General features: G+C 67.9%; 12 protein-coding genes, 2 tRNA genes and 1 pseudogene. 9 read left to right on the plus strand and 6 right to left on the minus strand.

Annotated features, from left to right (window positions below; genetic code table 11):
- The first annotated feature begins 430 nt into the window (after positions 1-430).
- The 6 genes from gyrB (at position 431) to N2M23_RS01005 (ending at position 6,396) form a co-directional block, all read left to right on the plus strand.
- Positions 431-2,527 (plus strand): DNA topoisomerase (ATP-hydrolyzing) subunit B, encoded by a 2,097-nt coding sequence (gene gyrB, locus N2M23_RS00980; protein ID WP_265442632.1) that lies wholly within the window; start codon positions 431-433, stop codon positions 2,525-2,527.
- Between the two features lie 140 nt (positions 2,528-2,667).
- Positions 2,668-5,331 carry a DNA gyrase subunit A gene (gyrA, locus tag N2M23_RS00985; protein ID WP_265442634.1) on the plus strand — a complete coding sequence of 888 codons (2,664 nt, stop codon included), beginning with the start codon at positions 2,668-2,670 and terminating at the stop codon, positions 5,329-5,331.
- On the plus strand, positions 5,328-5,939 hold the full coding sequence (locus N2M23_RS00990) for a DUF3566 domain-containing protein (RefSeq protein WP_265442636.1): 612 nt from the start codon (positions 5,328-5,330) through the stop codon (positions 5,937-5,939). Before gyrA ends, N2M23_RS00990 begins: the two co-directional genes overlap by 4 nt.
- Before the next feature lie 118 nt (positions 5,940-6,057).
- Positions 6,058-6,134 (plus strand) — tRNA-Ile (locus N2M23_RS00995).
- 31 nt (positions 6,135-6,165) lie between these two features.
- Positions 6,166-6,294 (plus strand): DLW-39 family protein, encoded by a 129-nt coding sequence (locus N2M23_RS01000; protein ID WP_265442637.1) that lies wholly within the window; start codon positions 6,166-6,168, stop codon positions 6,292-6,294.
- A 29-nt stretch (positions 6,295-6,323) separates the two neighbouring features.
- Positions 6,324-6,396 (plus strand) — tRNA-Ala (locus tag N2M23_RS01005).
- A gap of 209 nt (positions 6,397-6,605) precedes the next feature.
- Here the strand turns inward: N2M23_RS01005 and N2M23_RS01010 are convergent.
- Both N2M23_RS01010 and N2M23_RS01015 read right to left on the minus strand, forming a co-directional pair.
- Positions 6,606-7,217: a TetR/AcrR family transcriptional regulator gene (locus N2M23_RS01010; RefSeq protein ID WP_265442639.1), complete on the minus strand. Its 612-nt coding sequence runs from the start codon at positions 7,215-7,217 to the stop codon at positions 6,606-6,608.
- A gap of 19 nt (positions 7,218-7,236) precedes the next feature.
- Positions 7,237-9,441 (minus strand): MMPL family transporter, encoded by a 2,205-nt coding sequence (locus N2M23_RS01015; protein ID WP_265442640.1) that lies wholly within the window; start codon positions 9,439-9,441, stop codon positions 7,237-7,239.
- Positions 9,442-9,695: 254 nt separating this feature from the next.
- Between N2M23_RS01015 and N2M23_RS01020 the strand changes: the two genes are divergently transcribed.
- Entirely contained in the window at positions 9,696-10,091 is a 396-nt protein-coding gene (locus N2M23_RS01020; protein WP_265442641.1) for a VOC family protein, read from the plus strand.
- Here the strand turns inward: N2M23_RS01020 and N2M23_RS01025 are convergent.
- The 3 genes from N2M23_RS01025 to N2M23_RS01035 form a co-directional block, all read right to left on the minus strand.
- Entirely contained in the window at positions 10,088-11,359 is a 1,272-nt protein-coding gene (locus N2M23_RS01025) for an RNA polymerase sigma factor (protein ID WP_265442643.1), read from the minus strand. The two genes, N2M23_RS01020 and N2M23_RS01025, sit on opposite strands and share 4 nt — an antisense overlap.
- 24 nt (positions 11,360-11,383) lie before the next feature.
- Positions 11,384-11,767 (minus strand): YciI family protein, encoded by a 384-nt coding sequence (locus N2M23_RS01030; protein ID WP_265442644.1) that lies wholly within the window; start codon positions 11,765-11,767, stop codon positions 11,384-11,386.
- A 110-nt stretch (positions 11,768-11,877) separates the two neighbouring features.
- Positions 11,878-12,525: a TetR/AcrR family transcriptional regulator gene (locus N2M23_RS01035; RefSeq protein ID WP_265442645.1), complete on the minus strand. Its 648-nt coding sequence runs from the start codon at positions 12,523-12,525 to the stop codon at positions 11,878-11,880.
- Between the two features lie 102 nt (positions 12,526-12,627).
- On the opposite strand from N2M23_RS01035, the pseudogene N2M23_RS01040 reads away from it, so the two are divergent.
- A pseudogene (locus tag N2M23_RS01040) lies at positions 12,628-13,371 on the plus strand (phosphatase PAP2 family protein); the annotation flags it as partial.
- Between the two features lie 54 nt (positions 13,372-13,425).
- Here N2M23_RS01040 and N2M23_RS01045 read toward each other — a convergent pair.
- Complete coding sequence (locus N2M23_RS01045; RefSeq protein WP_265442646.1) at positions 13,426-13,911, minus strand: hypothetical protein; 486 nt, start codon at positions 13,909-13,911, stop codon at positions 13,426-13,428.
- Positions 13,912-13,983: 72 nt separating this feature from the next.
- Between N2M23_RS01045 and N2M23_RS01050 the strand changes: the two genes are divergently transcribed.
- Positions 13,984-14,451: a MarR family winged helix-turn-helix transcriptional regulator gene (locus N2M23_RS01050; protein WP_265442647.1), complete on the plus strand. Its 468-nt coding sequence runs from the start codon at positions 13,984-13,986 to the stop codon at positions 14,449-14,451.
- Positions 14,452-14,466: the final 15 nt, after the last annotated feature.

Consider the following 14,466-nt stretch of genomic DNA (forward strand, 5'->3'; position numbering starts at 1 on the left):
CCATACCGGCGCGGACTCGTCACGCCTTTGGTGGACTTGTCACGTCGGGCCGCACTTGTCACGTCGACGTCGACTTGTCACGTCGTGGGTGGTCTTGTCACGTGCAGTAGCACGTGACAAGACGACCGAACGTGGACAAGTCCACCAACCGCGGACAAGTCCGCACACAGTGGACAAGTGGACCGGCACCGGACAAGTGCGCTGAGCGTTGCGTGAGTCGATTTCCGGCCGGGGTCAGGTGTGGGGAGTCGGCGGAGGGTGGGTTCGCGGCTCACATCGGCGTTCAGGGCGTGCCACGCGCCACTTACGGGCTACCAGCAGGTATCATGGAAGTCTGATTCGGCATACAGGATCGAATGACGGCTCGCCGCGACGTCGGCGGGCCGCCTGTGTGCCCGGATGCGACCACCATGCTGCGTGAAGGAGCACTGTGCCCGAGACACCTGCGCCCCAGGGTTCGCCCGACGACGAGCAGCCGCAGAAGAAGCCGGCGGCCAAGACTGCGGCCAAGGGCAGCGCGTCCTACGGCGCCGACGACATCCAGGTGCTGGAAGGCCTCGAGGCGGTCCGCAAACGACCCGGCATGTATATCGGCTCGACCGGCGCCCGCGGCCTGCACCACCTGATCTGGGAGATCGTGGACAACGCGGTCGACGAGGCGATGGCCGGCTACGGCGACAGCATCGAGGTCACCCTGCTCGCCGACGGCGGCGTGCGGGTGCGCGACCACGCGCGCGGCATCCCGACCGACATCAACAAGGCGTATGGCGTGTCCACGGTCGAGCTGGTGCTCACCCAGCTGCACGCCGGCGGCAAGTTCGGTGGTGGCGGTTACAAGGTGTCCGGCGGCCTGCACGGCGTCGGTTCGTCGGTGGTCAACGCACTGTCGACCAAGCTGACCGTCGAGGTACGACGCGACGGCATCGTCTACTACATGGAGTTCGACCACGGCACTCGCGTCGAGCCGCTGAAGGAGGTCGGCTCGGCCGACCCCGAGGACTCCGGCACCACGATCACCTTCTGGGCCGATGCGGCGATCTTCGACACCACCGACTACGACTTCGAGACGATCCGCGCCCGCTTCCAGCAGTACGCCTTCCTCAACAAGGGCCTGGCGATCACGCTGACCGACGAGCGGCCCCAGCAGGTCGACGAGGGCGCGGAGGAAGAGGCGATGGCCGGCGCCACCGCCGAGGGCGAGGAGTCGGTGGCGAGCGGTGAGGCGCGCACGATCACCTACCGCTACGACGACGGGCTGATCGACTACGTCAAGCACCTCAACTCCTCCAAGCGCAACGAGCCGGTCAACGAGGACATCATCGCCTTCGAGCACGAGGACACCGACCGGCTGCTGTCGGTCGAGGTCGCGATGCAGTGGACCACGGCATTCAGTGAGTCGGTGCACACCTACGCCAACGCGATCAACACTCACGAGGGCGGCACCCACGAGGAAGGCTTCCGGGCCGCGATGACCTCGCTGATCAACACTTTCGCCCGGGCGCAGAAGCTGCTTAAGGAGAAGGACGACAACCTCACCGGTGACGACATCCGAGAGGGCCTCACCGCGGTCATCTCGGTCAAGCTCGGCGAGCCGCAGTTCGAGGGCCAGACCAAGACCAAGCTCGGCAACTCCGAGGTCAAGGGCTTCGTCCAGGGCGCGGTGCGCGACGAGTTCGACCACTGGCTCCAGCAGCACCCGAAGGAGGGTCAGGGCATCGTCCGCAAGGCGATCCAGGCCGCGGCCGCGCGCCTCGCCGCCCGCAAGGCGCGCGAGGCGACCCGCCGCAAGGGCCTGCTGGAGTCCGGCGGCCTGCCCGGCAAGCTCAAGGACTGCCAGAGCAACGACCCGACGGTCTCGGAGATCTTCATCGTCGAGGGCGACTCGGCCGGCGGGTCGGCGGTGCAGGGCCGCAACCCCTTCAACCAGGCGATCCTGCCGATCCGCGGCAAGATCCTCAACGTCGAAAAGGCCCGCATCGACAAGGTGCTGGCCAACAACGAGGTGCAGGCGCTGATCTCCGGCTTCGGCACCGGCATTGGCGAGGACTTCGACATCAGCAAGGCGCGCTATCACAAGATCGTGCTGATGGCCGATGCCGACGTGGACGGCATGCACATCCGCACCCTGCTGCTGACGCTGCTCTTCCGCTTCATGCGGCCGCTGATCGAGGCCGGCTACGTCTACCTGGCGCAGCCGCCGCTCTACCGGATCAAGTGGAGCAACCACGAGCACGAGTTCGCCTTCTCCGACAAGGAGCGCGACGGGCTGATCAAGGTCGGCCAGGCGAACGGCTGGCGGCTGCCGAAGGACAACTCGGTGCAGCGCTACAAGGGTCTTGGTGAGATGAACTACCAGGAGCTGTGGGAGACCACCATGGATCCCGACCACCGCACCCTGCTGCAGGTGACCCTCGACGACGCGGCCGCCGCGGACGAGATTTTCGCCGTACTCATGGGCGAGGACGTCGAGAGCCGGCGCGGGTTCATCCAGCGCAACGCCAAGGACGTGCGCTTCCTTGACATCTGAAGGAGCGCGCAGCGGAGGTTGGGGCTGGTTTCGATACGCCTCCCCCGCTGCGCTCCTCCGGCTACTCAACCAGCGAGGCGACTCCGCTACTCGACCAGCCAAGCGATTCACGTGAAACATGCTGACTAGCAAGGACATTGATGACTGACGACGACGGCCAGACTCCTCCCGGCGACACCCCGGACGAGATCCTCGGCACCTCGGACCAGGTCGGCGACACGGCGATCACCAGCACCGGCACCGGGACGAACATCGACCCGGTCGACCTCAACACCGAGATGCAGCGCAGCTACATCGATTACGCGATGGCCGTGATCGTCAGCCGCGCGCTGCCCGACGTGCGCGACGGGTTGAAGCCGGTGCACCGCCGCATCGTCTACGCCATGTTCGACGGCGGCTACCGGCCCGACCGCGGCTACAACAAGTGCAGCCGCGTCGTCGGTGACGTGATGGGTCAGTACCACCCGCACGGCGACAGCGCGATCTACGACGCGTTGGTGCGGCTCGCCCAGCCGTGGGCGCTGCGTTACCCGCTGATCGACGGCCAGGGCAACTTCGGCTCCCCGGGCAACGACGGTGCGGCCGCACCCCGATACACCGAGTGCCGGATGGCGCCGCTGGCGATGGAGCTGGTGCGTGACATCGACAAGGAAACCGTCGACTTCGAGCCCAACTACGACGGCAAGACGATGCAGCCGACCGTGCTGCCGTCGCGTTTCCCCAACCTGCTGGTCAACGGCTCCGGCGGCATCGCCGTGGGTATGGCGACCCAGATCCCCCCGCACAACCTGCGCGAGGTAGCGACCGGCGCCCAGTGGCTGCTGGATCACCCGGAGGCGTCGCGTGAGGAGCTGCTGGAGAAGCTGATCGAGCTGATCCCTGGCCCGGACTTCCCGTCCGGTGCGCTGATCATGGGGCGCAAGGGCATCGAGGACGCCTACCGCACCGGCCGCGGCTCGATCGTGATGCGTGCGGTGGTCAACGTCGAGGAGATCCAGGGCCGGCAGTGCCTGGTCGTCACCGAGCTGCCCTACCAGGTCAACCCGGACGCGCTCGCCGAGAAGATCGCGAGCCTGGTCCGGGACGGCCGGATCGCCGGCATCGCCGACCTGCGCGACGAGACCTCGGGCCGCACCGGTCAGCGCCTCGTCATCGTGCTCAAGCGCGATGCCGTGGCCAAGGTGGTGCTGAACAACCTCTACAAGCACACCCAGCTGCAGCAGAACTTCGGCGCCAACATGCTGGCCCTCGTCGAGGGCGTGCCGCGCACGCTGCCGATCTCCGCCTTCGTGCGGCACTGGGTCGAGCACCAGATCGACGTCATTCAGCGACGCACGGCATACCTGCTGCGCAAGGCCGAGGAAGAGATCCACATCCTGCGCGGCCTGCTCAAGGCGCTCGATGCGCTGGATGAGGTCATCGCCCTGATCCGCCGCAGCCCGTCGGTCGACGAGGCGCGCACCGGCCTGATGGAGCTGCTCGACGTCGACGAGATCCAGGCGACGGCGATCCTCAACATGCAGTTGCGTCGCCTCGCGGCCCTCGAGCGGCAGAAGATCATCGACCAGCACGACGAGTTGCAGCGGGCGATCGAGGACTACCAGGACATCCTCGCCAAGCCCGAGCGGCAGCGGCAGATCGTTAGCGACGAGCTGGCCGAGATCGTCGCGCAGTATGGCGATGACCGCCGCACCCAGATCGTGCCCTTCGACGGTGACATGTCGATGGAGGACCTGATCCCCGAGGAGGACGTGGTCGTCACGATCACCCGGGGCGGTTACGCCAAGCGCACCAAGCTCGGCGAATACCGCGCGCAGCGGCGCGGCGGCAAGGGCGTGCGCGGGGCCAACCTGCGCGGCGACGACGTGGTGTCGCACTTCTTCACCACCTCCACCCACCACTGGCTGCTGTTCTTCACCAACGCCGGCCGGGTCTACCGGGCGAAGGCCTACGAGCTGCCCGAGGGCAGTCGCGACGCCAAGGGTCAGCACGTGGCCAACCTGATGGCCTTCCAGCCGGGCGAGGAGATCGCCCAGGTGATGGCGCTGCGCGACTACGAGCAGTCGCCATACCTGCTGCTCGCCACCAAGCGCGGCCTGGTGAAGAAGACGCGCCTGTCCGAGTACGACTCGCCACGCACCGGCGGCCTGATCGCGGTCAATCTGCGCGACGGCGACGAGCTCGTCGGCGCCCAGCTCGCGAGCGGCGAGGACGACGTGCTGCTGGTGTCGCACAAGGGGCAGGCGGTGCGCTTCACCGCCTCCGACGCGACGCTGCGACCGATGGGTCGCTCGACCTCGGGCGTGACCGGCATGAAGTTCCGCGACGGCGACGACCTGCTGTCGCTCAACATCGTGCGCGATGGCACCGACCCCGATGTGTTCGTTGTATTCGAGAACGGACTGGCCAAGCGCACCGCGGCGTCCGACTACCCGGTCAAGGGTCGCGCGACGCTGGGCGTGAAGGTGGCTGCGATCTCCGAGCGCGGTGGCGACCTGGTCGGCGCGCTGACCGTCGACGAGACCGACGAGGTGCTCGTGGTGATGGAGAAGGGCAAGATCGTCCGCTCCCGGGTCGATGAGGTACGCCGCACCGGTCGCTCGACGCAGGGCGTGCGGTTCGCCGTGCCCGGTAAGGGCGACGCGATCGTGGCAGTTGCGCGGAACGCCGAGCGGGAAGTCGAGGATGCCGAGGTTGATGGCGTACCGTCGGGCGAGTCGGACACTTCCGACGCCGAGGGCGTGATCGAGGACCGCGACGCGCCCACTACTGACGAGACCGACGAGCCGGGAGACGACGAGTGAGCAGCGACGCATCCGACGGCCGCGGTGAGGGCGGCGGATCCGCCCGCACCGCGGAAGTGCCCGCCGCCAAGCTGCCGGGTGCAGCGGGTTCCAGCGGGTCGGGCGACGGCAAGGGGTCGTCGGCGCGCACCGCTCCCCGACCCGGCGGCAAGCAGGCTCCGGTGCGTACGCCGGGACGGCCCGGTCAGCCCCGGCGCCCGGCGCCGCGACCGGGTGGCCCGCAGGGCAGGCGCCCCGCCCGTTCCACCCCGCGCCGGGTTCGGTTGACCCTCTCCCGGGTCGACCCGTGGTCGGTGATGAAGATCGCCTTCCTGCTGTCGGTGGCGCTCGGCATTGCGATGGTCGTGATGGTCGCCGTGCTGTGGACCGTGCTGCAGGGCATGGGCGTGTGGGGCAACCTCAACGACGTGCTGCGCACGCTCGACAAGAACGGTTCGACCTTCGACATCATGGATTACATCGGCTTCGGCCGGGTGGTGTCGTTGTCGGTCGTCTTCGCGGTGATCGACGTGGTGCTGATGACCGCGCTCGCGACGCTGGTCGCGTTCCTCTACAACATCTGCGCCTCGCTGGTCGGCGGCGTGCAGATGACCCTGTCGGACGAGTAGTCGTCGCCGCTGATCGGGGCCCCCGTCATACCGGCTCGTTTTGGTGTGGCGCGCCCCGGTGAGGTAGCCTCGTTCGGCGCCCACGGCGGATCCCTGCCGGGGCGTTCGAACGGTGCACGGGCCTATAGCTCAGTCGGTTAGAGCGCTTCCCTGATAAGGAAGAGGTCACTGGTTCAAGTCCAGTTAGGCCCACCACCGCACCGTCCTCGTCGGATCGGAGCCCCACATGTTGAAGAAGCTCTTGCTGGTCGTCGGAGTCGCCGCGGGTGCGGTCGCCGTCAAGCAGAAGATGCAGCAGCAGAAGTCCACCAAGGACCTGTGGGCGCAGGCCGCCGACCAGCCGAAGCAAGGCTGACCCACCGCCGCCTCTCGCGCGGCGAGTACGGGGCCATGGCGCAATTGGTAGCGCACCTGCTTTGCAAGCAGGGGGTTAGGGGTTCGAGTCCCCTTGGCTCCACTGGTGTTTGATCGAAGGCCGCTTCCCGTGCGTGGGAGGCGGCCTTCGTCGTGGTGAGGCGGCCTTCGTCGTGGTGGCGCGCTGCGCTGAGCCGGCAAAAGTCGACCCTCGGCAGAGCAACACGCCGCGTCGGCGCGGATCGTCGGCGTGTCCGTATGCCGAGGGTCGACTTTGCGCGCGACCGGGCGCGGATCGCGGCGCGCTCGGCGTCACTCGGCTGCGGCGCGCGCCCGACGGGCGGCGTCGGCCACCCGCTCGGTGATCCCGAACGCGTCGAACAACCGCGTGACGTCCGTGCGGAAGGCGGCCGTCGGGCGGTGCTCGCCGCGTTCGAGCTCGTGCAGCAGCATGCCGGTCAGGGCGTGGGCGACGGTGCTGCCGGCGTCCGGCGGAGTCGTCCATGGGGAGAACAGCTCCGCCATACCGGTGAAGTAGGTGTCGCTGACCGCGCGAAGTCGAGGGTTATGGGCCGCGGCGGCGACCAACTGCGGGATCGCATCGGACGGGAAGTCGACGCCATACGGTGCCCTGGCCGCGAACGCCATAGCGGCATCGATCAGCTCACTTCTCCCGGACAGGACGTCATCGGCCATCGCCCGCAGTTGCGCGCTGGTGCGGCGCACACTCTCCTCGAATGCCGCGACGACCAGGTCCTCGGCGGTGCGGAAGTGGTAGGTCGTCGAGGCAAGTGAGGTGCCCGCGGCTGCCGCCACCTTCCGCTGGGTGACCGACCCCGCACCCTCGCGCACGATGAGCTCCAGTGCTGCATCGATGAGCGCGGCCCGGGTGCGTGCGCTGCGGGCGCGACGGCCGTCGGTCATGCGGGGTCGGTCCTTGTTGCTAGGTCAGTGGTTCTGCTTCGGCTGGGTGGAGGCGGTCCTCGAACTCCTTGCTGAGTTTCTCACCCTCGATGTCCGGGTCCGGAACGTGCCGGGCGAACCACTGCGGGTGATACCAGACCTTCGAGCCGACGATCGCCATCAGCGCCGGCACCAGCGTGAGCCGTACGACGAAGGCATCGATGAAAACGCCTGCGGCAAAACCGAATCCGATCGCCTTGATGGTCGGGTCGTCGGTGACCATGAACGCGACGAAGATCGAGAACATGATGAGCGCCGCCGCGGTGACCACTCGGGCTGACGAAGTGGTCCCGCGTTCGACGGCGCCTCGGCCGTCACCGGTCTTGGTGTAGTCCTCCTTGATGCGCGAGACGACGAACACCTCGTAGTCGCTGGAGAGGCCGAAGATGATCGCGAGCATGATCAGCGGCAGGAAGCTGATGATCTCACCCTTGGTGACGCCCAACAGGCTTGCGCCCCAACCCCATTGGAAGATCGCGACCTCGAGGCCGAACGCCGCGCCGACCGACAACATGAAGCCGACGATCGACTTGATCGGGATGAGGATGGTCCGGAACGCGAACGTCAGCAGCACGAACGCCAGTGCTGCCACCACGGCCAGGAAGATCGGCAGCGCATCGGTGAGTTTGGCCGAGACGTCGATGTTGGAGGCGGTCTGCCCGCCCACCTGGATCTTGGTGCCCGTCGTGCCCTCGATCTGGCTGCGGTTGTCGCGCAGGTGGGTGACCAGGTCAGCGGTCTTGGGGTCATTGGGCCCGGTCTTGGGGATCACCGAGATGATCGCGAGCTTGCCCTGGCTCACCGTCGGCGCCGCGGTCACCACGTTGTCCTGCTTCTGCAGGGCGCCGACGAGCTGCTGCACGTCGGCGGGGCTGTCGACGTTCTGTGCGGTGACCAGCAGCGGCCCGTTGAACCCGACGCCGAAGCCCTCGGTGGTCAGGTCGTACGCCTTCCGGGCGGTGTTGTCCTTGGACTGCGACGCCCCGCTCGGCAGGCCGAGCTGCATATCGAGAGCAGGCGAGGCCAGGACGAGCAGACCCAGCACACCCACGATGAGCACGGGGACCCGGAAGCGGACGACGAACCGCGCCCAGACCCCGCCCGCGCTCTTCTCCGGGGCCTCGACCGCCTGCCGCGCGATCGCCTCGTGGTGCCCCGGCATGCCGGGCGACGGAATGAACCGGATGACCTTGCGACCGGCGAACCCCAACGAGGCGGGCAGCAACGTGAGCGCGATCAACAGGGCGATGAACACTGCTCCGGCGGCGGCCAGGCCCATCACCGTGAGGAACGGAATGCCGACGACCGCCATACCGCAGAGCGCGACGATGACCGTCAGGCCAGCGAACACCACCGAACTGCCGGCTGTCCCGACGGCGAGGTAGACCGAGTCCTCGACGTCGAGTCCGGCGATGAGGTTGTTGCGATGCCTGGCGAGGATGAAGACCCCGTAGTCGATGCCGCAGGACAGGCCGAGCATGAGCGCAACCGTGGTCGACGTCGACGCGATGTCGACGACTGCGGCCAGCGCGGTGACCGACATGACCGTCACGATCACGCCGAGGATCGCGTTGATGATCGGCAGACCGGCCGCGACGAATGCCGCGAAGGTCACCAGCAGCACGATGAACGCGACGACGATGCCGATGATCTCGGGGATTTCACTGATGGTGAATTCCGAGCCTGGGTAGACCGATCCGGCGTACTCGACCTGGACCCCCGAGTTGCGAGCCGTGTCGGAGACGGCGTTCACCCGGTCGAGCGTCGAGGTGCTGACGTCCTGCGCGGCGTCCTTGTACTGGATGGTGCCGAGCCCGACCTGCCCGGACCGGGAGACCTGTTTGGTCGTGTAGGGATCGGTGGTCGCGACCACCCCCGGAATCTTGGCCAGCTGCGCCATCGTCTCCTTGACCGCCTGCACGTTGGTCGGGGACGTCAGCTTCTGGCTGCCGTGCGTGGCGAACACCACCCGGGTCTGTGCGCCGCCCGCCGCCGGCAGGTCCTTGGCCAGCAGGTCCTGCATCTGCTGGGACTCGGTGCCCGGGATGGTGAAGTTGTCGTTGGTCTTGCCGTTGCTCAGCTGCGCGGTGGCGATCACTGCAGCAGCAACCAGGATCCAGAGGGCGACCACGGTCTTGCGATGGCGGAAACACCAACGGGCAATATTTGCAAGGTATTTCGACACTGTTCCTCCCGAACACGACAACCACACCGACAGCACACCGACGTCAGCGGTGGGTGCTCTCAAATCTTTCAGTACGATAGTACGGAAAGGATCCAGGATGAAGTGGCTGATGTGGTCGCGCGATTGAAGCAGGACGTGTCGGTGCTCGGTGTCGGCCAGGTCGGCCTGGGCGAAGACGCCGCGTAGTCTTCCCGGCACGCCCACGCCATCGACCGAGCACACCACATCGACCGACTCCACTACGAGGTGAACGCATGCGGATCTACCTGACCCGGGTCTTCGTCGAGGACCAGGCCGCGGCCGAGAAGTTCTACACCGAGGTGCTCGGCTTCCGGGTCAAGCACGACATCCCGCTCGGTGACGCGCGGTGGCTGACCGTGGTCTCGCCCGACGCACCGGACGGCACCGAGCTCCTGCTCGAGCCGAACGGCCACCCGGCGGTCGGTCCCTACACGAAGGCGCTGGTCGCCGACGGAATACCGGCGGCGTCGTTTGCGGTCGATGACGTGCGGGCGGAGTGCGATCGCTTGCAGGACAAGGGAGTTCGCTTCACCCAGCCCCCGACCGACATGGGTGAGGTGACGACCGCGGTCTTCGACGACACCTGCGGCAACCTGATCCAGATCGTGCAGCTGCCGGCGGGTAGCTAACCGAGCGCGCCCGCCCTGCGGCGCAGGATCGCGCGCTCGCCGTCGTTGCGGGTGCGGGCCACCGCCTCGGTGAACGCCGCCCGTGCCTCGTCGCGGCGACCGGCCCGCTCCAGCAGGTCGCCGCGGACGCTCGGCACCAGCGGTGAGTCGCCGAGCGCGTCCTCCCCCAGCGCGTCGAGTATGACGAGACCCGCGTCCGGGCCGAACGCCCGGCCGTGCGCGACCGCCCGGTTGACCTCGACGACGGGCCCCGGCGCGGCGGATGCGAGCACGTCATACAGCGCCGCGATGCGCCGCCAGTTGGTGTCCTCGGCTCGTGCGGCGCGGGCGTGCTGCGCGGCGATCGACGCCTGCAGGAAGTAGCGCCCGACGGGCGCGCCCCGCTCGGCGATGGCCTCGGCCCGGGACAGCGCCGCGAGGCCGCGCCGGATGAGCAACTGATCCCAGAGCGTCCGGTCCTGCGCCTCCAGCAGCACCGGGGTGCCGTCGGAGTCGAGGCGCGCCGGGATCCGGGAACCTTGGATCTCCAGCAGCGCCTGCAGCCCGAGCACCTCGACGTCATCGGGTGCGAGCGCGGCAAGCATCCGCGCCAGGCGCATCGCCTCGTGCGCGAGGTCGGGCCGCATCCAGTCGGCGCCGGAGGTGGCGGCATACCCCTCGTTGAAGATCAGGTAGACGACGGCCATTACGTCGTCGAGCCGTGCGGTCCGCGCTGCGCCGGTCGGCAGCTCGAACTCCGCGCGACGCGACGCCAGCGTCTTCTTCGCGCGCGAAATGCGTTGTGCCATGGTCGATTCCGGCACCAGGAAGCCGCGCGCGATCTCCGCGGTCGTGAGCCCGCCGACCAGCCGCAGGGTCAGTGCGGCGCGCGACTCCGGGGTGAGCGACGGGTGACAGGACAGGAAGATCAGCCGCAGGACGTCGTCCTCGATGTGGTCGACCTGCGCGTCGAGATCGGGCATCTCGGTCTCGCTCTCCCGGCCGGCGTGCGCCAACTCGGTGACCTTGCGGCGCAGCACGGCAGCGCGCCGGAAGTGATCGACGGCACGTCGCTTCGCGGTGGTCATCAGCCATGCGCTGGGGTTGTCCGGTATGCCGGTGGCCGGCCACTGCTCGAGTGCCGCGACCAGCGCGTCCTGCGCGAGGTCTTCGGCGAGCGCCAGGTCCCGCGTCATCCGGGTGAGGGCGCCGACGAGGCGGGCCGATTCGGCCCGCCACGCGGCGACGATTGCCCCGTTCGGATCCTGCCCAGTGGTCGGTGCCGGCACGGGGCCAGGCTAGTGACACCGTCCTCAGTCGGTGGGCGTGTCAGGGCCCTCCGGACCCTCGGAGATCTGCCGCAGTGTTGCCACGATGGTCGCCTCCGGCCAGTGCTTGGCGTGCAGCTCGGCGAACGCCTGCTGCCCGGCGATCGCCTCCTCGACGGTGTCGTACTGCAGGATCGCCCAGCCTCCGACGACCTCCTTTGCCTCGGCGTACGGCCCGTCGACCCGGCTGACCTGCCCGTTGCGGGCGACGAAATTGACGGCGTCCTCGGTGCCGTAGAGCCCGCCGCCGTCGACGAAGACGCCCTTGGCGGCCTGCTCGCCGATGAAGGCGTCCATCGCCGCGAACATCTCCTTGGGCGGGGTGCCGATGCCTTCTTCCATCCGCACGAATCCCATGAACCGTGGCATTTCGATCACTCCTGTTGGTTGGTTGTCGGTTGCTTACCACCCACACGTCGAGTGAGTTGCCCGTCCTTCGACATCGATCGCCAAAGAATTTTTCGCGCGGTCCGCTGTCGTCAGCGCGTGAGCACTGACACCCGTTGCTCGCGCGTCATCGGCGTGGGCAGCTTGTCGGCGTCCGGGCGTGCCCGGAGCGACTCAAGCTGCAGCGCGGCGTAGCGCCTCCACGCGTCGGGCGCGTGCTCGGCCGTACGACGCACCACCTCGGCGTTGCCCAGGAAGATCAACATCAGGTCGGACGGGTCGGCGTCCGGCCGCAGCTGTCCTGACTTCCGGGCCCGATCTAGCAAGTCGTCCAGTTGCGTCTCGACCTGCAGCCGCAGCTCCTCCAGCGCGGGACTGTCGGGGAAACGTAGCGCCACCAGGTCGCCGAGCCCGGCGCCGGCGGCCTGCAGCGCGCAGAGGCCGTTGACCAACCGGACGACTCCGGTCCACGGGTCGTCCTGCCCGACCGCGTCCTCCAGCACGGGGCGGTATGACGCGAACATCTCCTCGAAGACGGCGGCGATGAGGTCTTCCCGCGTCGGGAACCGGCGGTAGAGCGTCGCGATGCCGACGCCGGCCGCCTTGGCGATGTCCTCCAGCGGGATCTCCAGACCGCCCAGTCGGAACTGCTCGCACGCGGCCTCGACCACCTTGCTGCGGTTGCGCGCGGCATCCGCACGTAGCGGCGCGCAGGCCTCGGGATCGCGAGTGTTCGGCATATCACACAGTCTAACGAGACAAGTGGAGTGTTTCTTCCGGATCACGCGGTAGCCTGGGGGTATCTGGAAGAAAACCTCCATTTAAGACGTTGGCGATAGACGATGAGCATCGGACACACCCTCAGCCCCTGCGGTTCGCGACTGCGTGCCCGCGCTAGCAGCGCGCCCCGCCGGCAGTCGCGGGCGGCCCTGCACGCGGCCCCCGTCATACGGGAATTGCTGCTGGTGACCGCGCTGTATGTCGCGTATACCGGGAGCCGGCTGCTCGCGAGCGACAAGTTCGACGCCGCGGCGGGCCGCGCCGCTGACCTGCTCAGCTTCGAGTCGGTGCTCGACCTCGACTGGGAGCGGTCGCTGAACGGGCTGTTCACCGAGCACGACTGGCTCGGGCTCTTCGGCAGCTATTGGTATGCGACCGCCCACTACGTGGTCACCCTCGGCGTGCTGGTGTGGCTCTTCACCCGACACCGCGAGGTCTACCGTCGCGCCCGGAACGCGCTGGCGCTCGCGACCTTCATCGCGCTCGGCTTCTACCTGGCAATGCCGACCGCTCCGCCGCGGATGGCCGGCCTCACCGACGTACTGAGCCTGCACTCCGACGCGGGTTGGTGGGGCGGAGACGCTTCGGCACCCCGCGCCTTCGCGAACACCACCAATGAACTCGCCGCGTTCCCGTCGATGCACGCCGGTTGGGCGCTGTGGGTCGCGCTCGCGGTTGCCGCGGTGACCAGCTCGTGGTGGCTGCGCGCACTCGGTGTCGGGTATGCCGCGATGACCGCCGTCGTCGTGGTCGGCACCGCGAACCACTGGGTGATCGATGTGGTGGTCGGGTGGGCCATCGTGGCTCTTGCCTGGTGGGTGGTCGATCGGGTGACGTCGGAGCGTCAGCGCGCCGCCGGTTCAGCTGCCGCTCGCCTGAATGTCCTTCACCAGTCGAGGGATGCGGCGCTCACCGACTTTGCTGAGCCAGCTGGTGGCCGGATAGGCAAGCCGAACCACGAAGTAGTTGACGTATTCGACGACCGCGAGCAACCAGACCATCAGCGCCAGCACACGCTGCTCCGCTGAGACCTGGGTGACGAGCACGCCGACGAGTCCGGCCGCAATGACCAGCGGGTCGAGCAGCCGAAAGCTGCGGTAGGCGGCGGCCACCGCACGCGGCATCACACCCCGCGCCAGCCATCGGCGGGCCAGCAGCCAGTAGACGCCGCCCTGCAGCAGGACCAGCACCAACGGGATGAGCGCGGACCAGAGCGCGGCGCTTGACGGGACCACCCCGGTGAGGGCGACGCCGACGAACACCGCCGTCGCGCACAACTCGCCCAGGCCAAGACTCAGATAGGTGCGGCGCAGTGCTGCCGCCCGATCCGTTCCCCCAGATGCCATGCGACGCATGGCTACGACACGCTTTTAAGTTGAGCACAACACAATCGTGCACAACCTGATACGTTGTATGGCGTGACCGACACTCCGGACAACCTGCGGCTGAACCAGCAGCTCTGTTTTTCGCTCTACAGCGCCTCGCGGGCGCTGACCGGGCTTTATCGCGAGCTGCTGGCACCGCTTGGCGTGACCTATCCGCAATACCTTGTGTTGCTCGCCTTGTGGGAGAAGTCCCCGCTGACCGTCAGCGAGCTCGGCGCGCAACTGCAGCTCGATTCCGGCACGCTGTCGCCGCTGTTGAAGCGGCTGGAACTGCTCGGGCTGCTCAGTCGCAACCGCGCCGACCATGACGAGCGGGTGGTGCTTGTCGCCCTCACCGAGCGGGGGACGGCGCTGCGCGCGGAGGCGGTGACCGTGCCCGACGCCATTACGGAGGCGATCGGGCTGGAGCGCGCGCAACTGATCGGACTGCGTGACCAGGTGGAGGACGTCGCCGATCGAGTGCGCACCGCCATACCGACCGAAAATGCCAAGACCCGCTGAACCCACTGAAAATCA

The sequence above is a fragment of the Flexivirga meconopsidis genome (assembly GCF_026162425.1).
Classification (GTDB): Bacteria; Actinomycetota; Actinomycetes; order Actinomycetales; family Dermatophilaceae; genus Flexivirga; species Flexivirga meconopsidis.